The sequence below is a fragment of the Philodulcilactobacillus myokonensis genome, from assembly GCF_027923585.1.
In the GTDB taxonomy this organism is placed as follows: Bacteria; Bacillota; Bacilli; order Lactobacillales; family Lactobacillaceae; genus Philodulcilactobacillus; species Philodulcilactobacillus myokonensis.
On the sequence record NZ_BRPL01000002.1, the window covers coordinates 908,744 to 934,929 of the forward strand.

The following is a 26,186-nucleotide window of genomic DNA, read 5'->3' on the forward strand; positions in this document are numbered from 1 at the left end:
TCACCATCCTTTGTTTATTAAATTAATCCATGTTCATCACCATCTTGTTCAAATGTTTGGCAAAGCCATCATTATTAATTCCAATAATGGTTCTAGACATCCCAATTGCTTTGCTAATTTCTTCCCGATTAAAACGATCATAAAAGGGAATTTGGTGTGATTTGGATTTATCGTGAAACTTTTTACTTGTTGATTGACCACTATCTTTAGCAATTACTAAAAATCGGATTTGCTGATTTTTAATTGCAGAAAGAACATTATCTTCTCCAATAATAATGTTACCAGATTGTCTAGCAATTCCCAAAAGATTAAGAAACTTTTTTTTATTTGTCATTTTGGAATAATTGCTTTCTTGCTTGTTCATGTTCGGCATAATCAATTAATTGATCATAAAAATGATTATCTAATTTAACACCAAAACTTTTATCAAAAATTTTAGTTGCTTTTGCTTTTTTAGCAACATCAGCATTCATTGTAATATATGCTCCACGACCAGATTTTTTACCAGTCTTATCGATCGATACATTATTATTTTTATCTCGGACAATTCGAATTAATTCTTTTTTGGGTGCTGATTCACCGGTAACAATATCTTTTCTCATTGGAATTTTACGACGTCTCATTTTAAATGCCACCTTCTAAAATCAATTATTTTTCATCTGGTTTAGTTTGAGATGATTCATCATTTTGATCTTTATCAGATTCTTTATCATCTGAAGATTCGTTATTGTTGGTATTATCAGAAGATTTCATTTCAGATTCAGATTTAATATCAATTTTATAATCAGTTAACTTGGCAGCCAATCGTGCATTTTGCCCGCGTTTCCCAATTGCCAATGATAATTGATCATCAGGAACAACAACGGTACAAGCTTGTTCATTGTCAGGATCAAAAATAACATCCAATACTTCGGCTGGGTTTAAAGCATTGGCAATAAATTCAGCTTTATTGTCCGTCCATTGAACAATATCCATATTTTCGCCATCCAATTGATTAACAATTGACTGAACACGTTCACCACGAGGACCAACCGTCGTTCCAACAGGATCAATTCCATCAACAGTAGATCTAACAGCAACTTTTGCTCGGTCGCCAGCTTCCCTAGCGATCGATAAAATTTCAACAGTGCCGTCATAAATTTCTGGAACTTCCTGTTCAAATAGTCGTTTTAATAAACCAGGAGCAGTTCGACTAACAAAAACTTGTGGACCTTTAGAAGCATCTTCAACCCTTGTAACGTAAACCTTAATTTTATCCTGCGGACGATAAACTTCATTTGGCATTTGACCACGCTTAGGCATTACTGCTTCAACTTTACCTAAATTAATGTAAACAAAGCGGTTATCTTCACGTTCAACTTCACCAGTAATTAATTCGTCTTGGTACTTACTATATTGGTCATATACACCTTGTCTTTCGGCTTCCCTGATTCTTTGCATCACAACCTGTTTAGCTGTTTGGGCTGCAATTCGGCCGAAGTTCTTTGGGGTAACTTCAAATTTAATTTCATCCCCAACTTCATAACCTTTATTAATTTGTAAAGCATCATCTAGGCTATATTCCAACCTAGAATCAGCAACTTGATCAACTATCTTTTTAACAGCATAAACATGAATTGCTCCATGCTTTTGATCAAATTCAACGTCAACATTCTGGGCTTGATTGTAATTTCTTTTGTAAGCTGAGGTTAAAGCAGCTTCCAATGCTGAAATAATGGTTTCTTTTTTGATTCCTTTTTCTTTTTCTAAGGCATCAAAAGCCCCTACTAATTCTTTACTCATAAGAATCTCCTTTTTTAGAACTTAATTGCCAATCTAGCTTTAGCAATTGCTTTAATTGGAATGGTAATATTTCTGAATTGTCCTTTATGATTGTATTCTAATACGATATTTTCATGATCCATTTTTTTAAATGTTCCTTCGTACACTTTTTGCTTTTTGACATTATAGTATAAAGAAACATGGATATATTCATTGATTGCCTGTTTTAATTCGGCTATATTTCTTAATGGACGTTCAGCACCAGGTGACGATACATCTAAATAATAAGCCTGTGGAATTGGATCTGGATCCATTTCGTCTAATTTTTGTCCTAATTCATCACTAATCAAAGCACAATCATTGATTGTAATTCCGCCTGGTTTATCAATGTATACCCTCAAATACCATTTTTGACTTTCCTTAACGAAATTAACGTCAAATAAATTAAAGTGATGCTGTTTTAAAATTGGATTAAGAACATCGGTAACAGTATCTACGACCTTACTCAATTAAACGCCCCCTTAAAAAGTCTAATAAAAAGAGTGAGCATCCCTGCTCACTCATTTCATACGAGTTATCAATACAAAACATATATTATCATAATAATCGTAAAAACTCAAATTTCATAGTAGTTTAAGATGCATTTAGTTACATATCAAATAAACTAAGTTGATTTTTATCGGGCATTCCCTTCAAAGTGCCATTTTCGGTCATAAATTGAATTAGTTTTTTAGAAACTTTGCCACGTTTAGATAAATCTTCTTTTGATATAAATGGTTTATCGGCACGGGCAGCAACAATTTGCTTTGCAACGTTAGAACCTAATCCAGGTGCCGAATTAAATGGTGCAATTAACTTATTACCATCAATGATCCACTGGGATGCATCTGAACGCTTTAAGTCAATCATTTCAAAATCAAACCCACGTTCCTGCATTTCATTTGCTAACTCTAAGACGGTCAATAAATTCTTATCCTTAACGGATGCATCACTACCCTCAGCATTAATTTCCTTAATCCGTTTTTTAACGGCTTCTTTACCATTACACATTGCAACAATATCAAATTCATCAGCACGAATTGAAAAGTATGCCGCATAGTAAATTAATGGGAAGTAAACCTTAAAGTAAGCAATTCTCAATGCCATTAGAACATAAGCTGCCGCATGGGCACGTGGAAACATGTATTGAATCTTTAAGCAAGATTTAATATACCAATCTGGAACATTAGCATCTTTTAATTCTTTCATGAAATTATCCGCAATGCCACGACCATGCCGGACTGATTCCATCACTTGAAATGAAGTTTCAGATTTAACCCCCCATTGAATCAAATCAGTCATAATATTATCACGACATCCAATTACATGTGCAATATCAACGATGCCCTTTTTAATTAATTCTTCAGCATTGTCTAACCACACTCCGGTTCCATGCGATAAACCGGATATTTGAAGCAACTCAGAAAATTTCTTAGGATGGGTTTCTTCTAACATCCCACGAACAAACCTAGTCCCAAATTCAGGAACACCTAGGGTTCCGGTTTTTGAAAAAATCTGTTTAGAATTAACACCCAAAACTTCAGGTCCAGAGAATATTTTCATAACTTCAGGATCATCAACAGGAATTGACTTAGGTTCGATTCCAGATAAATCTTGTAATTTTCTAATCATCGTTGGATCATCATGCCCCAAGATATCCATTTTTAGCATATTATCATGAATCGAATGGAAATCAAAATGGGTAGTTTTCCAATTAGTGTTAGAATCATTGGCTGGATATTGGATTGGCGTAAAATCAAAAATATCCATGTTATTAGGAACAATAATAATTCCGGCGGGATGTTGGCCAGTTGTTCGCTTAACACCTGTATCACCCTTAGCTAATCGGTCAGTTTCAGCATTCCTTAGTTCCTGATTAGTATCACGTTCATAAGCTTTAGTATAACCATAAGCCGTTTTATCAGCAACGGTTCCAATCGTTCCGGCACGATAAACATTTTTTTCACCGAACAAAACCTTCATGTAATTATGAGCAATGGGTTGATAATCACCAGAGAAATTTAAATCAATATCTGGAACTTTATCTCCTTTGAATCCTAAGAAAGTTTGAAATGGAATATTATGTCCATCACCAATCATCATTGTTCCACATTTAGGACATTTCTTATGGGGTAAATCAAATCCTGAACTATATTCACCCTTTGTAAAGAAATGCGAATACTGACATTTTGGACAACGATAGTGCGGTGGAAGTGGATTAACTTCAGTAATCCCGGCCATTGTAGCAACCAAACTTGAACCAACCGATCCACGTGATCCTACTAAATAACCGTCTTTATTACTTTTAGAAACAAGACGTTGTGCAATTAAGTAAATTACTGAGAAACCGTTCCGAATAATACTATCCAATTCTAAATCTAAACGATCCTTCACAAGTTTAGGAAGTGGATTGCCATAATAGTTATGGGCAGTGTCAATGGTTCTCTTTTTAATTTCTTCTTCAGCGCCATCCATGTGAGGAGTATATAAATGATCCTTTACTGGATGGATATCACCAATTTCATTTGCAATTTTTTGTGAATTATCAACAACTATTTTTTGAGCGGTTGCTGAACCTAAGTAACTAAAATCATCAAGCATTTCATTTGTCGTTCTAAAAGGAACCTTAGGCAATGTTTCACGATTTAGACGATTAGCACCACCTTGAGAATGAATCAAAATTTTTCTATAAATATAATCATGGGGATCTAAATAATGTGCATCCCCAGTTGCAACTACAGGTTTATGAAGTTCTTTGCCCAATTTAATCATTTTTTTAATAATATCATGAAGATGATCAAGATCATGAATCAAATGTGATTCAATTAACGGTGCATAATTAGCTTGTGGCTGAACTTCCAAATAATCATAAAATTTAGCACGCCGTTTAGCTTCCGAATACCCCTTTTGCATCATTGCAATGAATACTTCTCCAGAATGACAAGCTGAACCAACAATGATACCCTTACGGTATTTAGTAAGTTGACTGCGTGGAATCCTTGGAACCCGGTAAAAGTAATTAATATGGGCTAAAGAAACTAGTTTAAACATGTTCTTCAAACCCTTTTGCGTTTTAGCAAGCAAGATAGCATGGAAAGGACGGGCATGCTTATATGCATTATTATCGGTCATATGATCATTTAACTGATTCAAAGTTTTAATTCCATATCGTTTTTCGGCATCTTTAATGAAAATATAATTCAAGCGTCCCGTACTTGTTGCATCAGATATTGCACGGTGATGATGAGTTAAAGTAACATGAAACTTTTTAGTTAAAGTATTTAAACGATAATTTCCAAAATGGGGGTACAAAAATCTAGCTAAGGTCAATGTATCAATAATGGGATTCTTAACTTCTGGCATTCCATGACGTTTATAACCATGATTCATAAATCCAATATCAAAGGTAACATTATGTCCAACAATGACATCATCACCACAGAATTTTCTAAATTCTTTAAAAACTTCTTCTTCAGATTTAGAACCTTTAACCATTTCATTAGTAATTGATGTCAATTTAGTAGTTTGTTCTGCTAATGGGAAGCCCGGATCAATAAATTCTTCAAATTGATCCAAAATATCATTATGATGCATTTTAACGGCAGATAGTTCAATTACCCGATCATAAATACCGGACAATCCAGTTGTTTCAGTATCAAAAACAACGTAAGTGGCATCTTTTAATCCTCTGTGATCAGTATTATAAGTAATTGGAATCCCATCATCAACAACGTTAGCTTCAACACCATAAATCATTTTAATATGATTTTTTTGGCTAGCTTTAAAAGCAGCAGGAAATCCTTGAACAGCAGCATGATCAGTAATTGCAATCGCTGGATGTCCCCATTCTTTCGCACGTTTTACGAAATCACTAATATCATTGGTTGCATCCATCTGACTCATATTGGTATGCAAATGTAATTCAACCCGTTTTTTATTAGCGGTATCCTGCCTGCCTTTATGATGGAATGGGTTAATATCATAAGCATTCAAAGTTAATTCATGGGTATAATTATCCTCTCGAACACTTCCACGAATTTTAACCCAGCTGCCCTCTTCGATACTACTAAATTGTGCCTCGTCATCTTCATTTCTAGAAAACTTTTTAACTTCGATTGAAGAAGTATAGTCAGTAATTTCTAAAATAAGTAATTGACGTCCGGAACGAAGTGAACGAATTTCCTTATTAAAAATATAACCATTAACAACCACCGAACGCTCTTCTTGAAGAATATCCTTCATATGAACAATATTTTGATCAGTACTAATCTGTTTCCCAATCATTAAGGGACCATGATGTTCCTTAGCATTTTTAGCTCGTTTAGCTTCCGCACTCTTAATTGCATCGGTTGCTTTTTTAGCTAATTTTGCATCACGCTGTTCATGAGCAGCTTTAAATTCTTTGATTTTTGCTTGTGATTGATTTTCATCAACAAATGTATGAATCATAAATTTTGGAAAACCCAAACTTTGATATTGTTCTTCAATTGGGCCAAGTGCTTTATGGGTTAAAAAGTCTTTTACAATTTCATTTTTGGCTAAGAAATTAACCCGACCATCACTTAATTTAGGAATTCCATCACATAATTCTTGAATTAATGAAGGTGACAGCGAGGTTGAATTGTGCTTTAAAATCCAATGCCAATAATCACCGAGTAATCGATTATTCATTTTAGGATCATCAACTTGAATTTTTATTTTTATTTTTGCAATTTGATCAAATGCTGTCTCCATTCGATGATAAAAATCTGAAAAAGCATCAAAGGGCATAATTTGATTTAATTGAAGATCAAATTGCCAAATTTTAGACTTTTCGTGAATTTCTAACCTATTGATTTTAGCATCCTTAAAATAATCCTCATCAGCTTTATTTTTCAATTGCAATTGTTCCAATAATTTTTGAAACAACTCATGCTGATTTAAACTCACGTTTAATCCTCCTGTCAATCATTAAAATATTTAATTTACTTACTGTTCAATTCATTCAAAAGAATTTTAATGGTATTACTTAATTCGGCTTTCTTTACTTCAATTGTTGAACCAGTCTTTCTAATTTTAACTTCAACAATTCCATCATCTGCTTTACGACCGACTGTAATTCGAATTGGAATTCCAATCAAATCAGCATCAGCAAATTTAGCTCCGGCCCTTTCTTTACGATCATCATACAGAACTTTATAACCGGCATCATTTAGTTCTTGATTGATTTCAGATGCTAATTGTCTCTGGCTATCTTTTTTAACGTTTACTGGAATGACATGAACATCAAATGGAGCAATTGAAGTCGGCCAAACCAAACCATTTTGATCGGATTGTTGTTCAGCAATTGCGGATAATAATCGACTGATTCCAATCCCATAGCATCCCATTACAATCGGTTTGTTACGACCATTTTGATCTAACACGTTCGTCTTAAAATCCTTAGTATACCTTGTTCCTAATTTAAAGATATGGGCAATTTCGATTCCACGGGTGAATTTCAATTTACCCTTATGATCTGGTGACGTTTCGCCTTCTCTTACAACTCTAAAGTCATCATAGTCATTAGGTTTAAAGTCACGGCCTGGATTAACATTTTGATAGTAATAACCATCAAGATTAGCGCCCGCAGAAGCATTTACCATTTCTTGAACGTTCTGATCAGCAATTACCTTAACTGAAGATGATACATCAATGGGTCCAGCATAGTTAGGTGTTGTTCCCATATACTTCTTAACTTCATTATCAGTAGCCTGATCCAAGAAATCAGATTTTAAATAGTTCTTTACTTTGACTTCGTTAATTTTATCATCGGCACGAATCAAAACTAAAACTGGTTTCTGATCAGCAATATAAAGAACGCTTTTGATGACATTATCTTTAACTTCATTCTGTTCATTTGAAACTGAAATCTTTTTCAACTCACCAGGTTTAGCATGCGATTTAACTGGATGGTATGCACTTTTAGCCATCTCTAAATTTGATGCATAGTCACTATTGTCAGAATATACAATTGTATCTTCACCAACAGCAGCCGGTGCAGAAAATTCTTCTGAGTCGGAACCTCCCATTGCACCACCGTTTCCAATAATACTTCGGTAATTAAGATTCAAGCGGTCAAAAATCTTAGAATATGCTGATTCCATCTGATCATATATTTTATCCAATCCGTCTTTATCAACAGTGAATGAATATGCATCTTTCATCATAAATTCACGGCCACGCAACAAACCATACCTTGGACGATCTTCGTCACGATATTTGGATTGAATTTGATAAACAACTAGTGGTAATTCTTTATATGAATTAATATTTCCATGAAATAATGATGCAATTGTTTCTTCATGGGTTGGACCTAAAATAAAATCCGTATTATGTCGATTTTTAAATTTGAATAGTTCCGGACCATAAGTCTGATAACGTCCAGATTGTTTCCATAATTTAGCAGGCAAAATTGTCGGCAATAACATTTCGTTAGCACCAATTTTATTCATTTCATCCCTAACAATTTGCTCAATGTTAGAGAGGACTCGATAAGCTAGTGGTAAATAAGCATAAACACCAGCCGATATTTGTCTAATATAACCTGCTCTAAGCATCATTTTATGACTTAGGGCTTCAGCACCCTTTGGCGCTTCCTTAAGCGTTGGTATAAACATTTTTGATTGTCGCATAAAATCTCCCCTTAATGTAAGAAGTACCGTTCAATATCATTCCAAGTAACCAGTACCATCAAAACTAAAATAAAAGCAAAGCCAATAAATGTAATTATCATTTCAACTTTTTCTGAAAGTGGTTTTCTCCTAATTCCTTCAATTATATTCAACAATATTTTACCACCATCTAATGCAGGAATTGGAACTAAATTAACGATTGCTAAATTAATTGATAGAAAGCCTAAAAAGTATAATACCCCTGATAATCCTAATTTTGTTGCTTGGGAAGTGGTTGCAAAAATAGCAACCGGTCCCCCAAGGTCATTCAAACTAAAGTGTCCCATAATCATCCTAAACAAGAAACCAACCAGTAAAACAGTCATTGACCATGTTTGAGTAATCCCAGACATTAATTTAGCAGTAAAACTATGGTCTAAAACATTTTTAACACCAATAACACCAACCTTTTTACCATTGGCTTTGGTTGAATCCGTCTTTAACGTAACATTTTTTTGACTACCATTATGATTGACAGCCAGTTTAATTTTTTGATTAGGATGTTTTTGAATTGCAACTTGTAGCTGATTCCAGTTATCAGTTTTAGTCCCATTGACATTTGTAATACGGTCATTTGATTTAATTCCAGCGTTCCTAGCAGCAGAACTTTTCGGTAATGGATTAACCTGATTAGAATTGGTTGAAACCCCACCTTGAACAAACGATAAAATCATAAAGGTTATAACTGCCAAAAGAACATTATTAAAAATTCCTGCAAAATTAGTAAGGATCCGCTTCCAAAGTGGAGCTGATTGAAACTGAACATCTAACGGTGCAATCTGGACTTCAGTCCCATCAGATTCAACAATGGTGGCATCATGATCAACAGAATATTTTTTAACGGATGACTCGTCACCATTTTGATAACCCTTAATCCATAATTCCCTTTCTAAATCAGAATCCGTAACAATTACTGGGATTCCTTGAAACAAGGTCTGCTTTTTACTTAAATTAATTGAACTAACCTGATTATGGTTACTAACTTTTAATGTTACAGGCGTTCCCGGTTGAATTTCTTCATCTTCATCATCAGCACTACCGGCCATTCTTACATATCCGCCAATTGGCAGCATCCGAAGCGTATAAGTAGTTCCGTTAAAACGATGGTAGAAAATTTTAGGTCCCATTCCAATCGAAAATTCCCTGACCATGATTCCCGATTTTTTAGCCACAATGAAGTGACCAAATTCATGAACGACAACTAAAATACCAAATACAATGATGAAGGTAATAATAGTTATAATCATTTATCGATATCTCTCCTTAACTAGATGATTCCAACAAGATGTAGAACTGGTAGTACCAATAATAGACTATCAAAGCGATCTAAAATTCCACCATGTCCTGGTAAAATTTTACCAGAATCCTTTACACCATAATACCGTTTAATTGCTGATTCAATTAAATCACCAAATTGACCAGTAATTGATAGCAAAATGGTAATGAAAAACATGATCAAATTATTGTAAATATGATTAGGGAAGAACATTAACCAAATTGTACATACAATTACTGCTAAAACAGTACCACCGATGGATCCTTCCCATGTTTTATTGGGGCTAACAGGTGATAATTTATGTTTACCAAATTTTTTACCAAATATATAAGCACCACTATCTGTACACCAAACAATCAACAAAGCGTACATGATAATTGTCCAATTTTCCGCCCTTGCGGCTAGAAAATAGTGAAATCCCATTCCAATATACATCATTCCTAGTGAAATTACACCAGCATCATCAAATGAAAAGCGATTATCAGTAAATACTGTGCTTAATAACAAAAGAACTATGAATATGTATAAAGCAAAAAATGGATTCCTAATCAACGTTGGAACATTTTGATACCAACCTACTGGAGCAATCACAAATAAAGTTCCAATTAATGAAATAATTGCTTCTATGGAAACTAAAATTTGTTTCTTCATGATTAAAATTTCAGATAATGCAATCATTCCCAAAACAAAAGCAGTAATATCAAGCCAAATTCCACCCAAAATTAATAGTGGAATAAAAATCATTAATGCTACTACTGCTGTAATGACACGTTTCTTCATTTTATTATTACCTACCTTAGTTCTATTTCAATCCACCAAACCTTCTATTACGGTGTTGAAATTCGTGAATACAATCAACTAATGATTTTTTATCAAAATCAGGCCAATATTCATCAACAAAAATAAATTCACTATAAGCAAGCTGCCATAGTAAAAAATTGGAAATTCGTTTTTCACCGCCAGTTCTGATTAATAAATCTGGATTAGAAAAAGGGCCTAAAAAATTAGTCATTAAATGATCTTCAAAACACTCTTCATTAATATTCGATACATTTAATTGCCCGTTTTTAACTTCTTTAGCAATCTTTTGAGCTGCAGTAACAATTTCATTATGTCCACCATAATTAACAGCAAAATTTAAAATCATCCCATCGCAATTCTTGGTATCTTCCATTGCTTTAATCATTGCTTGATAAGTAGATTTAGGGAGATGCTTTAAATCACCAATGGCTTTTACTTGAACATTGTTTTGAACTAATTCTGGAACAAACCGGTTAAAAAAAGTGGTTGGAAGTGACATTAAATAATTTACTTCTTTACTTGGGCGTTTCCAATTTTCAGTTGAAAAAGCATACAGTGTTAAAACTTTAACGCCTAATGAATTAGCATCCTTAGCAATTTTTTCAACAACGTTCATTCCACGTTTATGGCCCGCAATTCTGGGTAAATGTCTTTTCTTAGCCCATCTGCCATTACCATCCATAATAATGGCAATGTGATTAGGAACGTGGTCTAAGTCAATCAAATGGTTTAAATTATCATTCATTATTTTAATCACTTCCTAAATTTATTTATAAAATAAAGAAAGGATGAGTAAAAAATTCCTCATCCTTGTTAAACATATTCAATTCGATCTTAATTATTGAATTAAACGCCAATTACCATGTTTAGTTTCAACCAAGGTGTTGAAATATTTTAAAATTTGATTAGCTTTATCTGAATCATATCGATCTAATTCATTTAATCCCTTCCCAGTTGGAATTGGATTTGATAAATTAGTAATTTCATACTCATTTTTTATATTGGCTTTAGCAAATGCCATAATCCAATCATCTTGAATCAACTGAGCAACGATGAAGAACAAGTTAAATCCAGCTGATAAATTAATATAAGCGGGCATAATATAAATTCCATCTTGAATTAATTTTAATTGACGATGATTATAACTAAGCATGGTTAGTGTTTGAGGAGTTATTCGATCATTCAATTTAAGCACAATTCGATTAAATTGAGGAGTGCCTGGTATCATTTCAATTTCATCTGCCATAAGCAATCCTCCTTAAATTAAGCAATAAAAATTAATTTCCTTTGATATCCTTTTCTTTATCAGAAACAATTTTTTCAACGCCGTTAATTGCTTGATCAGTTAATTTTTGAATTTGCTGTTCTAAGTTATATTCTTCATCATCAGTTAAATCATCATCACTGTTACCTTTTTTAGCATCATCCATTGCTTCTCTTCGGACGTTTCGAACGGCAACTTTGCTTTCTTCACCAACGGCCTTAACTTTTTTAGCTAATTCATTTCTTCGTTCTTCAGTTAATTGTGGAATCACCAATCTAATGACATCACCATCATTAGCTGGATTGATACCAATATCGGCTTTTAAAATTCCCTTAACAACATCATCCATAGAACCTTTATCATATGGTGTAACCATAATCACACGTGGTTCAGGAATTTTAATTGAAGCAACTTGGTTTAATGGTGTTGGTGCACCATAATAATTAACCATAACATCGCTTAAAATGCTTGCATTAGCACGGCCTGCTCTAATTTTACCTAAGTTCTCAGATAAAACATTTTGGGCTTTTTTCATTTTTTTCTTAGTATCTTGAATTACATTATTAGAATTAATCATGAATTGTCACTCTCCTTAACAGTTGTTCCGATTTTTTGACCTTTAACCACTTTTTCAATATTACCAGGTTGATTTAAATTAAAAACAACGAACGGAATGTTATTATCCATTGCTAATGAACAAGCAGTATTATCCATTACATTCAAACCCTTATCAATAATATCCATGTAACTTAAAGTATCATATTTTTTAGCATTAGGATCTTTCTTTGGATCAGCAGAATAAATTCCATCAACACCGTTTTTAGCCATTAAAATTGCATCAGCATTGATCTCGGCAGCACGTAATGAAGCAGTGGTATCAGTTGAGAAATAAGGATTACCGGTTCCACCAGCAAAAATCACAACCCGATCTTTTTGTAAATGACGAATTGCCTTTCTTCTAATATAAGGTTCAGCAATCTGTCTCATTTCAATTGATGTTTGAACCCTAGTGGGAACACCAATTGATTCTAAATTATCTTGTAATGCTAAACCATTCATAATTGTTGCTAACATTCCAATATAATCAGCTTGGACCCTTTCCATTCCCATTTTAGCGCCGGTAATGCCTCGCCACATGTTACCACCACCAACAACAATTGAAATTTGAATTCCAAGATGATAAATATTTTTAATTTCCTTAGCAATTGATTTAATTACTGGTGGATTTAACCCCATTTTCTGGTCACCAGCTAAAGCTTCACCACTTAATTTTAAAAGAACACGCTTATACTTCAAAGCTGCCATTTAGTTCCCTCCTATTAATTTTACTACAAACAATTTTAGCATAATAATAAAAGAAACGACAATTATTATCAATTAAATCGGTATAAAAAAAAGCGTGTATTAAACACACTTTTCTTTAATCAATATTAAAAATTAATTTATTTCATTTGGTTCTTAACTTCATCAGCAAAGTTATCTGTTTTCTTTTCGATTCCTTCACCAACTTGGTACCTAACAAATGACTTTAATTTACCGCCTTTAGATGCAACAAACTTAGAAACAGATTGGTCGTTATCCATTACAAAGGCTTGGTTAGCTAGGCAAATTTCAGATAAACGTTTATTTAAACGACCTTTAACCATCATTTTAACAATTTTTTCTGGTTTACCTTCATTTAAAGCTTCCTTCTTTAGAACTTCTTTTTCATGTTCTAGTCGATCTGAAGGAATTTCATCCTTAGTTAAGTATTCAGGGTTTAAAGCTGCAACGTGCATTGCAATTTGTTTAGCGGTGGTATCGTCAGCACCACTCAATACTACTAAAGCAGCAATTTGGCTACCATTATGAACATATGCACCAAAGTGGTCGTCTGATCCCTTCCTTAATACTTTGAAACGACGTAAATTAATTTTTTCACCAGTGATTTGAGTTGTTTTAATGATATCATCATTTAAAGTTCCATTATCAGTAGGTAATTTTAATGCATCATCTAAAGTACTAGGATTTTCAGTTGCAATTTTGTTAGCAATTAAATCAACTAAATTCTTAAAGTCTTTACTACTTGAAACGAAATCAGTTTCAGAGTTAACTTCAACAATGGCGGCTTTATCACCGGAAACAACAATCTTAGTTAATCCGTTATCAGCAACTTTACCACTCTTTTTCTTAGCTTTGGCAATTCCCTTTTCACGTAAAAAGTCAATTGCCTTTTTTTCATCACCATTAGATGCTTCTAAAGCCTTTTTAGCATCCATAATTCCAACACTTGTTTTATCACGTAATGCTTTTACTTGTGATGCAGAAACACTTGCCATAATATATGGCCTCCTTATGAATTTTAATAGTTATCTTTAATTTTATAAAATCATTATTTAATTAACAAACAAAAAAGCTAACCCAAAGCCCAGGCCACTACCCGGTCTTATGAGTTAGCCTAAGCATTAAGTAATATTAACTATGAATTACTTAGATTACTTTTCGTTTTTGCTTTCTGATTTTTCATCAGTATTTTTTGATTCTTTTTTATCATTACCCTTTGAGAAGGTTTTTTCGTCAATATTCTTATCTTTACCTTGGCGACCTTCAACAATAGCATCAGCCATCTTAGATGTAATTAAACGAACGGCACGGATTGCATCATCATTAGATGGAATAATAACATCGATGTCATCAGGATCAGTATTAGTATCAACCATTGCAACGATTGGAATATTTAATTTATGAGCTTCGTTAACGGCAATTTGTTCTTTACGAGGGTCAACAATAAACATAACATCAGGGATCTTAGGCATATCTTTAATTCCACCTAAGAAACGTTCTAATTTTGCACCACGCTTCTTAAGAGTAGCAACTTCTTTCTTAGGAAGGCGATCAAATGTACCATCCTCAGAAATCTTCTTTAAGTGCTTTAAGTACTTAATTCGAGATTGGATAGTTGTCCAGTTAGTTAAAGTACCACCTAACCAACGAACATTAACATAATATTGACCAGCTCTAGTTGCTTCTTTTTGAATGGTATCTTGAGCTTGTTTCTTAGTACCAACAAATAAAACAACAGCACCCTTAGATGCTTCATCACGCATATATTTATAAGCGTTATCTAACATCTTAACGGTCTTTTGTAAATCAATAATATAAATCCCGTTACGTTCTGTGAAGATATACTTCTTCATTTTAGGATTCCAACGACGGGTTTGGTGTCCGAAATGAACACCAGCTTCTAGTAATTGTTTCATAGAAACTACAGACATAAAATTAATCCTCCAATAAATAGTTTTTCCTCCCCGCTGATCACTTAGCTTAGACACTAAATAGCACTAACTAAACTATTACAACGGGTGCGAATTGTTATAAATAATAACAAAGTTAAGTATATCTAATAATAATTTATTTTGCAAGCGAATATCAAAAAAAGTCATAATCTTAATTAAGATTATGACTTTTAATTATAAATAGTTATTAATTAAAACTTAACTAATTTATCTGAATTGCCAGTTTGAATTAATGACTTGTTAGCGTCCATTGAGAATTTAACCATGTTATGAACGGCAGTCTTAGTATAGAAAGCAATGTGTGGGGTAACTAATACATTATCACGCTTCATTAAATTCTTAAGTCTGTCATCAGAAATAGCATCAAAGCTACCAAAATTCTTATTGAAGACGCCAACCTCATCTTCATAGGTATCTAAAGCAGCACCAGCAAGTTTGCCGCTATCTAATGCTTTAATTAAAGCATCAGTATCAACTAAAGAACCACGGGCAGCATTAATTAAGTAAGCGCCATCTTTCATTTCAGAAAATGCTTTATCGCTAACCATGTGTTCATTACTCTTTAATGCTGGAGCATGTAAGGTAATGATATCTGATTTTTCGTATAATTCTTTTGGTGTTTTAACGTAAATACCTTCCTTTTGTAATTGAGGATTAGGGTATGGATCATATCCAATAACGTTAGCACCAAAGCCGCGGCAAATATTTAATACAACACGGCCAATATGACCAGTTCCAAAAATACCAACGGTCTTGTGCCCCATTTCTTCACCAACATCAGGAGCCCAACGTAAGTCACCTTCACGTTGTTTACGTTCAAATTTTTTAGTGTTACGTAGTAAACGCATCATTTCAGTAACAGCAAGTTCTGCAATTGCGTTTGGTGAATATGCAGGAACGTTAGTTACTTTAATATTGTTACGTTTAACAGCATCAGCATCAACATTATCAACACCAACATTTCTTAATGATAATGCTTTAATACCGAAACGACCTAATTTGTCTAAAATAGAAGCAGTGTAAGGTTTTTGTTGGTATGCAACAACACCATCAAAGCCTTTAGCTTCATCAACAGTTTTATCATCTAAAAGTGCTGATTCACTCTTTACTTCTACATCTGGGTTTTCTTGATCCCATTGTTTCAAATAAGGCATTTCATCATTACGAATACCATATGCAATGATTTTCATCATTAATTACCTCCAAAATAAAATGGAATTTAGTGAATTTTCACTATTTAATGAAAAATTACATTTTAATTTTAACATTCATTCATTAAAACTGATACTAAAAAGATTAATGATGGCTAATTTAAACCATATTTGGTCAGGATTTTTTCAATCTGAACGCCAGATGATTTTAATTTCATTAACTTTTGATGCCGATTTAACCGTTTAAATTCCCACTCTTTATGTAATGCCATCCCCTTCGTTTTATATTCCCAATCATATAAAATCATAAGTGGCGGATGTGATCTTGTATATTTAGCACCTTTCCCAGCTTGATGACGCTTAAATCGCTGAATGACATCTGTTGAGAATCCACAATATAATGATCCATCGTTACATAGTAAAACATAAACGTAGAATTTACTTGCCATATAGCATTTTCCTAACCTCTTTACTATAGTGGTTACCTTGATAGGCAAATAATGGTGGAAGGATTTTTAAACCATCGGCATGCCCATCTTTAATTGCCTTAATCAATACAATGTTGGCATTTTTTTGTTCTTTAGGATAAACAAAACGAATTTGTTTGGGTTCCATTCGGTGTCTTCTCATAATAATTAAAATATCAGACAAGCGGTCCGGCCGGTAAACAAAAAAAGCTTTCCCATTCATTTTTAATAAGCCACTTGCAATTTTAACCGTTGATTCTAGATTAGTTTTAATTTCATGTCTGGCAATTGCTAAATAAGGATTAGGATTTTTCTTACTGGTTACTAGATTTTTAAAATAAGGCGGATTACAAGTTACAACATCGACCGAATCTTTGGGAATGTATTGATATGTATTTTTTAAATCAATATTTAAAACTTTAATTTTAGAATCCAACTGGTTCATTTCAATACTTCGTTTAGCCATGTCAGCCAGTTGAGGCTGAATTTCAATTTCTATAATCATTCCATTCGTTTGATGTTGAGTTAATAATCCAATCACACCATTACCCGCACATAAATCAACTACCCGTGTTTTTTTATTTTTAGGAATTTTAGCAAAGGAAGACAGCGCAACTGCATCAAGTGAGAAAGCAAACATTTTAGGATTTTGGATAATTTTAACATTCTGACTATAAATTTGATCGATACGTTCATTTGGTTTCAGTTTCAAATAAAAACCTCCTTTGAAAAAATAACTTGCAATTGTTAACATTCATAGAATACTATTATTTTATATGGGAAACTTATGAAATGGTTTCCTGATTTTTATAAAACGAAAGGAGCTATCAATTTGCTATATTCATTTTTAAGAGTAATAGCAAGGCTTGTTTTATTAATTGTAAATGGAAAAGCTTCCTTTGAAAATAAAGAAAAATTACCCAAGGGAAATTATATCTTAGTTGCACCACATCGGACTTGGTTTGATCCAATCTATCTTGCACTAGCAGCTAATCCAAAACGATTCACTTTTATGGCTAAAAAAGAATTATTTAATAATAAACTACTGGGGTGGGCTTTACACCACGTCAAAGCAATTAGCGTTGACCGAAAACATCCCGGTCCCTCTGTGATTATTAAACCAGTTCAAATCTTAAGAAAAACCGATTTATCAATTATTATTTTCCCATCTGGAACACGGCATTCTGAAAAGCTAAAAAGTGGTGCTGCCCTGATTGCTAAAATGGCAAAAGTTCCTTTAGTTCCAGCTGTATATCAAGGACCATTAACATTTAAAAGATTATTCTCTAGAAAACATGTTACAGTTTCTTTCGGTGATCCAATTAAGGTTAACCCCAATTTAAAATTAAATGAAGAGGGTCAAGCTAAAGTTGAAAAAGAAATGAACGATGCATTTGAAAAATTAGATCAGGAAATCAATCCAAGTTTTCACTATGTTGATGTTTCAAAAAAGTAAATTTGTTACGTTAAAGTTAAAAAGATGGAATGCAGATAATGCATCCCATCTTTTTCTTTTTTATTTACCAGATCGATTTTTCATTGTATTCATCATCTGACGTAATTTCTTTTGTGAAGGTCTTTGACCCATTTGAGCCATCATTGTACTCATTTGTTCTTCACTAATTGGTGGGTTATTGTGTAAATATTTTTCCATGTATTTACGAGCCATGTAAAAACCGCCTAAAACCCCAACTAATAGAGCTAAAATCACAATTACGATCCAAATCCAAGTAGCCATCAAAATCCCTCCTTCATATTATTCATCTACCTATTAATTTTTGCACAAATTGTTAATAAATAAAAGAACATTTTATCTCAAGCCTTTTTTTCGCTGGATTTTACGAACTTTTTTAGGGGTAACTTCGTTTCCTTTTTTATCGTAAACTTTTGTCATTTCTAACTGTTTTTTGAAATTAGAACGAAAACGTTTTAAGTATTTTTTTCGTAATTGTTTTTGTTCTGCTCGCTCATCATCAGTTAACCCTTCTTTTTTAGACTTATGAGCTAATTCATTAATCCGTGGAAGGATTTTTTTAAAAACAGGATCCATTGCCATATTATCACCCTTTCATTTTATTATTTATACTATTCAGTTTGAAACTTACATCCCTATATGATATCTTATTATAATCATATGTGAAAGGAATTGGAAAACATAAAACCTTCAGAGAAACAATTACAAATTTTAAATTTCATTTGGAAATTTCAAAAAGAAAATAACTATCCCCCGACCATCAGAGAGATTTGTGATGAATTTAACATCTACTCCACTGCTACTGCTCATGGCTACATTAAAAGGCTAATTAAAAACAAATACTTATTAAAAAAGCCTGTCAAAAATAGAGCATTAGACATCACTAAATTAGGATTAGAAACATTAAATGTTCAAGTTGAAAGTAATGAAATGCCCATTTTAGGTGAAGTTGCCGCTGGAATGCCGATTAATGCAATTCAAAATATAGAAGGATATTTTCCCATTCCATTTGAACACCAATACTTAAAGGAATCATTATTCATGCTCAAAATTAAAGGAAGCAGCATGGTCAAAGCGGGTATTTTAGACCACGATTATGTCATCGTCAGAAAACAGCCCACAGCCGAAAATGGTGAAATTGTGATTGCAATGACTAAACAGAACGAAGTTACTTGCAAACGTTTTTTTAAAGAAAGAAGTTATTATCGACTTCAGCCTGAAAACGATGAAATGAAGCCAATCTATTTATATCAAGTTACAATCATCGGTAAGGTTATCAGTGTCTACCGCAATAAAGTAGCGTAATTTTTAAGTCAGTGGGCCCTTATATCGAATCGTTTTTAAATTATTAAAGTTATAATTTTTTACTTCACTTATTTTAGTTAAGTAAGCCCTTAAACTACCAGTAATCATCAAATTTACAATTCCCTTTTTACTGTGAAAAATAACAACTGGTTTATTATGGCTGTATGCATACCCAATTTCAAATGCGGTTCCGCTATCAACATATTGAGAATCAAAATCAATAATCGCTAGAACAACATCGCATTTTTTTATTGCATCTGTATCAATTTTAAAAATTTTAGTTGCCCAAAGAGATTGATTATGATTCTCCTCGGGCAATTTTATTTTTCTAGGACTAAAAACGTGACCAACAGTTAAATTATTGTCCAATGCTTGCTCAATTTTTTCAATCCTTTGAACTTGATCTGAATCAAAAAATGGACCTGCTAAATAAATTGATTTCATATTATTCTCCTATTTCGTTCCATAAACCCGTTTTTGATCATGAATGCCCTTTAAAATAAATTTAGCATTATCATCGGATGAATCTAATTTGATATCGGCTGCCTTAATTTTTTGATTAGAATTAAATATTTTTTCGTATTGAGAAATTGAAATCTGTTTCCGATGTTTTAAATTATTTTGAATTTTAGAAGCCCGATTTGCATTCTTAAATTGTGGCTGTAAAATTCCAGAATAAAATTCTCCTTGGGCCCCTGATCCGTAGCTAAATAACCCAATTCGATCATTAGCCTCTAGATCATCAGCGTGATCAATTAATGATAATAAACTTAAATATAAAGATCCCGTGTACAGATTACCAACATATCGATTGTATTTACGACTTGCTTCAAATTCATTCAGTAGACTCTGCTGCTTAATACTAGAAGCCTTTGGCAAAATGGCCCGCAATCCTTTGAGCCCCATTTTGGTGTACGGTAAGTGAAATGTAAAAGCCTTAAAATCATTGATTTTTAAACCAGTCATCTTTTGATATTGATGCCAAGTATGTTTAAAAAAATTAATATAAACGTCATTAGAATAATGTCCATCAACAAGTGCTTCACTTCTGTACAATGGACGCCAAAAATCCATGATATCTTTGGAATAAAAAGCACTGTTTTGATCAAAAGCAATGACTTTAGGATCAGAACTAATTACCATTGCGATTGCCCCGCCACCTTGGGTAACCTCCCCAGGAGTATGTAATCCATACCTTGCAATATCAGATCCAATTACCAAAACCCTTTTAGATGGGTGAAGTGTTACATAATCACAAGCCATTTTTAATCCAGCAGTGGCACCATAGCAAGCCTGTTTGATTTCAAATGCTCGCGTTTCTGGCTTTAAATTGAGTAGGTGTTGGAGATACATTGCAGCTGATTTAGAATTATCAATTCCCGATTCAGTCCCAAAAATCACCATATCAATTCTTTTACGATTATCATCATCAATTAATGGATCAGCCGCGTTAGCAGCTAAAGTAACTGCGTCTTGAGTATTAGGAATCACTGCTTGTTTATTTTGACCAATTCCAATTAAATATTTATTTGGATCTTCATTTCTAGCATGTGCTAAATCCACCATGTCAATATCTAAATTCGATGTGTAAAAATTGATCTGATCAATACCAACCTTTGTCAATCTAATTTCCCCCTAAATAATGAAAGCCATAGTCCATTCCAGTTGTATATAATTTATATGCTTTTTCAGATTCATTTAAAAACGTTACTAAAATCGTTGGAGTTCCCCAAGAAGAATATCCCCAAAAGATTGAATTAATATTATCATAATGACTGTTGGGATAATGATAATATCCAATTTGATCATCCCAAATGATTCCATTTGTCCTTAACCAATCCTCAGCAATCCCAGCTCTCACTTCAGCAATGGATGCATAATTATCATGAATTAACTTTGATAGTTTATGCCAATCCAATTGCCAATGATGTAATTCTGGGCGTTTTTGATTAGTATGATAAATTTTAGAATCATTGATTAAGCTTAATTTAATTGGTTTCAAATCATTAAAATCCAATTTAAGTCACTTCTCCAATCAAAATCATAATAAAAAAACGATGCATTTATAATGCGTCGTTGTTCATTTTAATTAATAAAATTAATTTTATATTTAGTAACACCGCTAAATGATTCGATTACTTGTCCCTCTTTAAAGAAACCAGCATAAGCAAATCCCTCGTGATCATGATCAGCGGGAACAAATGTCCATTGGACAACACGGCTGCCAACTGAAAGGCTCGGGATTCTAACCCCAGTTAATTGTCCAGTACTCGAATCAGAAAGCATCACCTCTTGGTTACCCAATCGGCGATCTAAGTTTAATGTTAGCATTCAATACCCATTCTTTCATTAGAATATGTTAAACATAATAACATAATTTATTAAAAAATGCATTAAAATCAGTATGCCTTAAAGCGTTTGAAGAAATATTGAACGTATGGATAACTCTTTTTATAAAATTGACTCCCACTATATGGGTTAGGACTTTCTCCCCAGAATGATAATGATACACCAATGTTATTTTGGTGACCCTTGCCATTATTTAATTGTTTAGTATGGTCTTCATTCCAAATTTTAGAATTCCAATTATGAAGTTCGTGTCGCCAATATCGATATGATTGTGATGTTAAATTTTTAGGGTCAGCAACAATGTATGTAAAATAACTATTACAATTAATTGTCTTAAAACCATCCCGGTTTAATTCGGGCAAAGTTGCACGATTCTTAACGTGATCCTTATAAGCACCTGGATCAGTTACATCCCCACTTAAACTCCAGTAATTAATTAAAATATTCTTATGGTAACGATTCAAATCATATTTTCTAAAACTATCATTCCATGCCATCATTTTTAATCCATGGTGATTAATATAAGTGTCCATGCTATTCAAATAGTGCATAATGGCTTTATCATCATCATGACCATTAATGGCAAGTTCATCAGCGCCAATCGAAAAATAGTCATTATGCTTCAAATATGACATATATTCACGAATGATCTGTTTAGATAAGGATAATGTTGCCTTCCTTTGATAAAACATCTCTTGGGGGCTATTTTCTACTTTTTTAACTAATTTAGGATTAACCTTGGAAAGTAATTGGAGCATTGCTTGAGCATGACCAGGTAAATCAATTTCTGGAATTACTTCAACATGTTTCCGTTTTCCATAATTAATAAGATCTTTTAATTGATCTTTGCTTAAAAATGCTAAATGAGTTTTTTGATTATAATAAACATTGCCAACCTTTTTAGCATTATGGGTAGTCTGATTTAATGTTTTACTTTCAATTCCAAAACGTTCATTATCAGATAAATGCAGCATTATATAGTTTCCGTGGCCCTTATGAATATCATTAATGTATTTTTTAATGGTATTCGGTGAATTATACATCCGTGCGCAATCTAGATTAAGGCCAACTGGTCGTTCTTTAGAAAGAACTGGATCATTTTTACTATTAAAATATATAAAAAATGAAACAGAAGAAATAACAATCAAGAGCAAGAAAGCTATCAAGATTGAATAAACAGATTTCTTTTTACCCATCGTTTCTCATCTCGCTTTAATAAATTAAATTCATCATACACCATTAGTTATAAAATTCAAAAGAAACCCTCAAAGGATAATTTAGCTCTATCCCTTGGGGGTTAAAATAAGGAGAGTACAGGAGTCGAACCTGCCCGCCGGTATTAACCGGTTCGTCGGATTTCGGGTCCGATGCATTACCGCTGTGCCAACTCTCCAAAATAAGACGCATATTCACAATAACAAATTTAAGCATAAAATTAAAGTGAATCATGGTCTTTAAAATATTTACATGTTATATATTAATATTTAACTAAACTTAAAACATCACAATCATTCATTTTGTTTCTGCCATTTAATTCGGATAATTCAATAATAAATGCAGCACCAACAACTTTGCCACCTAATTCTTTAACCATTTTAATGGTAGCTCCAATCGTTCCACCAGTTGCAAGCAAATCGTCAATTACAACAACCTTTTGGCCTGGCTTCACAGCTGATTGATTCATATAAAGAGTTGATTTACCATATTCTAAACCATATGAAGCACTTACCTTTTTACCAGGTAATTTGCCTTCTTTTCTTGCCGGTGAAAAACCAATTCCTAATTTATAGGCAACTGGACACCCAATAATAAAACCACGGGCTTCTGGTGCTACTACTAAATCAGCATTCTTTGATTTAACAAAGTCAGCAATTTTATTAACGGTTTGTCTAAAGGCATTCCCATTTTCAGTCAAAGGGGTAATATCTCTAAATAAAATTCCTTTTTTAGGAAAATCTGGATAGGTCGCAATGTATTTATCAAAATTAAAAGCCATTAATCCAAAACTTCTTTCTTTTTATTTAACAATCTGCTAATAAGTGAAATTAAGTTGCTAGTAGGTTGTAATAATAATTGTTGTTCAGTTTTTATTTGCTGCTCTCTTAAATGATATCGGCTTGCATCTTGAATCGATTGTTTTTTAGGATGGTGATTAAAAATCATCATTTCATCTTGAACCGAAACAAAACCCAATTCAATAAATAATTGAATCATAAAAATAACGGTTGATTTTGACAACTTAGTCTGTTCAACCACCAAATCAAAATCCTTTGTTAAATCAATTTTACCCTTCGTCTGAATCAAGCGAAAAAATTTAATAAATTGATTTCGGCTTGGAATGCCATCTAAAGTAGCGCGCTGCTTCTTATAAAAGTAAACAAATAGTTGAGTCGGGTTGATTCGTTCAAAAACACCATATAAATCAGAGAGTCGATCTGGACAATCAACAAATATTATATTATCAAAACGTTTGTCATCTGGCAAATGATTAAACATAACAAAAGTGGATTGCTCATTACAAAAATCTTTCAGATGATGCATCAAACTAGAATGAAAAAAGATATAGAGACCATGGGTATTAAAAATTGACTTGGTTAGGAAACGGGTCCTTCGATCAATAATTGCCGTTCCAATCCCCTTGATATCCTTCATCATAATTTGAATGCTATCCCGACCGCGCCAATGATTAAGACTGATGGACCCAATCATTGCAATTTGACTTGGCATGCTAGCAATGGATTTAGCTAAGTACCCTTTTTTGAACGCAATTACTTTCAAAAATTTATGCTTGCCATTAATTTTAAAACTTAAATGGGTATTATCCTTCCCCATGGTTTTAATATCAGTAATGAAACTAGGCTTAATTTCAAAAATCGGTCGTTCATTATCAGTTCCGAAGGGAGCTAATTGAAGTAAATCTTTATAAAATGACAAAGAAATATCATCAATTGATATTTTTTCTGCAACCTTAATATTTTTTCGATGATTTAATTTTAAATGCTGATCTTCTCCAGCACTTTCTAAATCATTAACCAAAGCGTCTAGTTTATTAGAATTAATGGTCAAGCCAACTGCCATCGGGTGACCACCAAAACTAATCATATCATCGCGATGATGGTCTAATGCTTTAAATAAATTAAAGCCATCAATACTTCTGCCTGAACCCTTGGCGGTATGATTTTTTGGATTGATATTCAAGATTAAAGTTGGTTTATTAAAAGTCTCAACAATTCGACTCGCAACAATTCCAACAACCCCTTCATGCCAGTTCTTGCCAGCAATAACTAAAGTTTTCCGATCCTTGTTTTTTCCTGTTTGAGCTTTTTCTACTGCGGATTTAGTAATATTTGTAACCAACTGTTTCCGCTTATTATTTTGAGCTTCAATAAAATCAGCCAATTGTTTAGCTAATTCATCATCGAAAGTTGTTAATAGGCGGACCCCAATATTAGCATCCCCCATTCTGCCGAGTGCATTTAAACGGGGAGCAATTCCAAAACTAATGCTTTCTTCATTTAAATAATCAACGTTCAGATCTGCGTTTTGCATTAATGATTGGAGCCCAAGACGCTGGGTATCCGCCATTATCTTTAGACCATTTTTAACAATGATCCGATTTTCATCAGTTAATGATACCAAATCAGCAACGGTTCCAATACTGGCTAAATCAAGCAATTCTTCTGGAATTTCATTTAATAGTGCACAGGCAATTTTAAAAGCAATTCCTGCACCTGAGAAATCACCAAATGGATACTCATGACCTGGATACCGTGCATGGATAATGGCATAAGCATGCGGAATTTTCTTTGGAAAATCATGATGATCACTAATAATAACATCACAATTCATTTGATTAGCAACTTCAATTTGATCATAACCACTAATTCCATTATCAACCGTGATAATTAAAGAAGTTCCATCATTGATAATTTTTTTAAAGGCTTTGGTATTAGGGCCATACCCATCAGTAAATCGATTGGGAATGTAATAGTCTACATTGGCACCAATATCATTTAAAACTTCATACATAATCGATGTACTAGTTAATCCATCGGCGTCATAATCACCATAGACTGTTATTTTTTCATTATCAGCAATTGCCTTTTTAATCCGCTGAATTCCCTTTTTCATATCATGAATTAAAAATGGAGAGCGCATTTGATCTAATGTTGGTTTTAGAAAATGTTCGATTTCTTCTTCATTTTGATAACCACGTTGTTTTAAAATCGATAAAATAAGTGGATTCAAATTCAGCTGCTTTGCTAAATTTTTTTCTGGTTTTAAATCTTGCAAATTCCATTTATATTTTGATGCCAGCATCGTGTTCTTCCT

General features: G+C 33.1%; 28 protein-coding genes and 1 tRNA gene. 2 read left to right on the top strand and 27 right to left on the bottom strand.

Annotation, left to right across the window (positions count from 1 at the left end; all coding sequences use genetic code 11):
• Window positions 1-22: 22 nt before the first annotated feature.
• The 17 genes from WR164_RS04730 to WR164_RS04810 all read right to left on the bottom strand — a co-directional run bounded on the left by WR164_RS04730 (window position 23) and on the right by WR164_RS04810 (window position 17,438).
• On the bottom strand, window positions 23-334 hold the full coding sequence (locus tag WR164_RS04730; RefSeq protein WP_286136405.1) for a L7Ae/L30e/S12e/Gadd45 family ribosomal protein: 312 nt from the start codon (window positions 332-334) through the stop codon (window positions 23-25).
• Entirely contained in the window at window positions 324-623 is a 300-nt protein-coding gene (gene rnpM, locus WR164_RS04735) for an RNase P modulator RnpM (protein WP_286136407.1), read from the bottom strand. The genes WR164_RS04730 and rnpM overlap by 11 nt, the downstream gene beginning before the upstream one ends.
• Before the next feature lie 25 nt (window positions 624-648).
• On the bottom strand, window positions 649-1,782 hold the full coding sequence (gene nusA, locus WR164_RS04740; protein WP_286136408.1) for a transcription termination factor NusA: 1,134 nt from the start codon (window positions 1,780-1,782) through the stop codon (window positions 649-651).
• A 14-nt stretch (window positions 1,783-1,796) separates the two neighbouring features.
• Window positions 1,797-2,270: a ribosome maturation factor RimP gene (gene rimP / locus WR164_RS04745; RefSeq protein ID WP_286136409.1), complete on the bottom strand. Its 474-nt coding sequence runs from the start codon at window positions 2,268-2,270 to the stop codon at window positions 1,797-1,799.
• A gap of 139 nt (window positions 2,271-2,409) precedes the next feature.
• Window positions 2,410-6,729, bottom strand: a complete 4,320-nt coding sequence (locus WR164_RS04750) for a PolC-type DNA polymerase III (protein WP_286136410.1) — start codon at window positions 6,727-6,729, stop codon at window positions 2,410-2,412.
• 35 nt (window positions 6,730-6,764) lie between these two features.
• Window positions 6,765-8,453 (bottom strand): proline--tRNA ligase, encoded by a 1,689-nt coding sequence (locus WR164_RS04755; protein ID WP_286136411.1) that lies wholly within the window; start codon window positions 8,451-8,453, stop codon window positions 6,765-6,767.
• Between the two features lie 11 nt (window positions 8,454-8,464).
• Window positions 8,465-9,739: an RIP metalloprotease RseP gene (gene rseP / locus WR164_RS04760; protein WP_286136412.1), complete on the bottom strand. Its 1,275-nt coding sequence runs from the start codon at window positions 9,737-9,739 to the stop codon at window positions 8,465-8,467.
• A gap of 20 nt (window positions 9,740-9,759) precedes the next feature.
• Complete coding sequence (locus WR164_RS04765) at window positions 9,760-10,548, bottom strand: phosphatidate cytidylyltransferase (RefSeq protein WP_286136413.1); 789 nt, start codon at window positions 10,546-10,548, stop codon at window positions 9,760-9,762.
• Between the two features lie 22 nt (window positions 10,549-10,570).
• Window positions 10,571-11,314, bottom strand: coding sequence for an undecaprenyl pyrophosphate synthase (gene uppS, locus WR164_RS04770; protein ID WP_286136414.1), 744 nt, complete (start codon window positions 11,312-11,314; stop codon window positions 10,571-10,573).
• 93 nt (window positions 11,315-11,407) lie between these two features.
• Window positions 11,408-11,815 carry a hypothetical protein gene (locus WR164_RS04775; protein WP_286136415.1) on the bottom strand — a complete coding sequence of 136 codons (408 nt, stop codon included), beginning with the start codon at window positions 11,813-11,815 and terminating at the stop codon, window positions 11,408-11,410.
• Between the two features lie 31 nt (window positions 11,816-11,846).
• Window positions 11,847-12,410 (bottom strand): ribosome recycling factor, encoded by a 564-nt coding sequence (gene frr, locus WR164_RS04780; protein WP_373876897.1) that lies wholly within the window; start codon window positions 12,408-12,410, stop codon window positions 11,847-11,849.
• The gene (gene pyrH, locus WR164_RS04785; protein ID WP_286136416.1) at window positions 12,407-13,138 is read right to left on the bottom strand and encodes a UMP kinase; all 732 of its coding nucleotides are present in this window, start codon (window positions 13,136-13,138) and stop codon (window positions 12,407-12,409) included. The genes frr and pyrH overlap by 4 nt, the downstream gene beginning before the upstream one ends.
• A gap of 137 nt (window positions 13,139-13,275) precedes the next feature.
• Window positions 13,276-14,151, bottom strand: coding sequence for a translation elongation factor Ts (gene tsf / locus WR164_RS04790; RefSeq protein WP_286136417.1), 876 nt, complete (start codon window positions 14,149-14,151; stop codon window positions 13,276-13,278).
• Between the two features lie 156 nt (window positions 14,152-14,307).
• Window positions 14,308-15,087, bottom strand: a complete 780-nt coding sequence (gene rpsB, locus WR164_RS04795) for a 30S ribosomal protein S2 (RefSeq protein ID WP_286136418.1) — start codon at window positions 15,085-15,087, stop codon at window positions 14,308-14,310.
• Between the two features lie 212 nt (window positions 15,088-15,299).
• Window positions 15,300-16,298, bottom strand: a complete 999-nt coding sequence (locus WR164_RS04800; RefSeq protein ID WP_286136419.1) for a D-2-hydroxyacid dehydrogenase — start codon at window positions 16,296-16,298, stop codon at window positions 15,300-15,302.
• 116 nt (window positions 16,299-16,414) lie between these two features.
• Window positions 16,415-16,708, bottom strand: coding sequence for a GIY-YIG nuclease family protein (locus tag WR164_RS04805; RefSeq protein ID WP_286136420.1), 294 nt, complete (start codon window positions 16,706-16,708; stop codon window positions 16,415-16,417).
• Complete coding sequence (locus tag WR164_RS04810; RefSeq protein WP_286136421.1) at window positions 16,698-17,438, bottom strand: tRNA1(Val) (adenine(37)-N6)-methyltransferase; 741 nt, start codon at window positions 17,436-17,438, stop codon at window positions 16,698-16,700. Before WR164_RS04810 ends, WR164_RS04805 begins: the two co-directional genes overlap by 11 nt.
• Before the next feature lie 120 nt (window positions 17,439-17,558).
• Between WR164_RS04810 and WR164_RS04815 the strand changes: the two genes are divergently transcribed.
• Window positions 17,559-18,182, top strand: coding sequence for a lysophospholipid acyltransferase family protein (locus tag WR164_RS04815; RefSeq protein WP_286136422.1), 624 nt, complete (start codon window positions 17,559-17,561; stop codon window positions 18,180-18,182).
• 60 nt (window positions 18,183-18,242) lie between these two features.
• Here WR164_RS04815 and WR164_RS04820 read toward each other — a convergent pair whose 3' ends face one another.
• A complete protein-coding gene (locus WR164_RS04820) occupies window positions 18,243-18,464 on the bottom strand; it encodes a YneF family protein (RefSeq protein WP_286136423.1) in 222 nt (73 codons plus the stop codon).
• A gap of 72 nt (window positions 18,465-18,536) precedes the next feature.
• Entirely contained in the window at window positions 18,537-18,782 is a 246-nt protein-coding gene (locus tag WR164_RS04825; protein ID WP_286136424.1) for a DUF896 domain-containing protein, read from the bottom strand.
• A gap of 90 nt (window positions 18,783-18,872) precedes the next feature.
• Here WR164_RS04825 and lexA point away from each other — a divergent pair, with 90 nt between their 5' ends.
• Window positions 18,873-19,505, top strand: coding sequence for a transcriptional repressor LexA (gene lexA, locus WR164_RS04830; RefSeq protein ID WP_286136425.1), 633 nt, complete (start codon window positions 18,873-18,875; stop codon window positions 19,503-19,505).
• A 3-nt stretch (window positions 19,506-19,508) separates the two neighbouring features.
• Here lexA and WR164_RS04835 read toward each other — a convergent pair whose 3' ends face one another.
• The 8 genes from WR164_RS04835 to recJ form a co-directional block, all read right to left on the bottom strand.
• Entirely contained in the window at window positions 19,509-19,949 is a 441-nt protein-coding gene (locus tag WR164_RS04835; RefSeq protein ID WP_286136426.1) for a nucleoside 2-deoxyribosyltransferase, read from the bottom strand.
• A 9-nt stretch (window positions 19,950-19,958) separates the two neighbouring features.
• Window positions 19,959-21,128 carry a hydroxymethylglutaryl-CoA synthase gene (locus WR164_RS04840; RefSeq protein ID WP_286136427.1) on the bottom strand — a complete coding sequence of 390 codons (1,170 nt, stop codon included), beginning with the start codon at window positions 21,126-21,128 and terminating at the stop codon, window positions 19,959-19,961.
• Window position 21,129: 1 nt separating this feature from the next.
• A complete protein-coding gene (locus WR164_RS04845; RefSeq protein WP_286136428.1) occupies window positions 21,130-21,522 on the bottom strand; it encodes a hypothetical protein in 393 nt (130 codons plus the stop codon).
• A 68-nt stretch (window positions 21,523-21,590) separates the two neighbouring features.
• Window positions 21,591-21,836: a hypothetical protein gene (locus tag WR164_RS04850; protein WP_286136429.1), complete on the bottom strand. Its 246-nt coding sequence runs from the start codon at window positions 21,834-21,836 to the stop codon at window positions 21,591-21,593.
• Between the two features lie 68 nt (window positions 21,837-21,904).
• Window positions 21,905-23,050, bottom strand: coding sequence for a family 20 glycosylhydrolase (locus WR164_RS04855; RefSeq protein WP_286136430.1), 1,146 nt, complete (start codon window positions 23,048-23,050; stop codon window positions 21,905-21,907).
• A gap of 109 nt (window positions 23,051-23,159) precedes the next feature.
• Window positions 23,160-23,247 (bottom strand) — tRNA-Ser (locus WR164_RS04860).
• A gap of 84 nt (window positions 23,248-23,331) precedes the next feature.
• A complete protein-coding gene (locus WR164_RS04865) occupies window positions 23,332-23,850 on the bottom strand; it encodes an adenine phosphoribosyltransferase (protein ID WP_286136431.1) in 519 nt (172 codons plus the stop codon).
• Window positions 23,850-26,174 (bottom strand): single-stranded-DNA-specific exonuclease RecJ, encoded by a 2,325-nt coding sequence (gene recJ / locus WR164_RS04870; protein WP_286136432.1) that lies wholly within the window; start codon window positions 26,172-26,174, stop codon window positions 23,850-23,852. Before recJ ends, WR164_RS04865 begins: the two co-directional genes overlap by 1 nt.
• Window positions 26,175-26,186 lie beyond the last annotated feature (12 nt).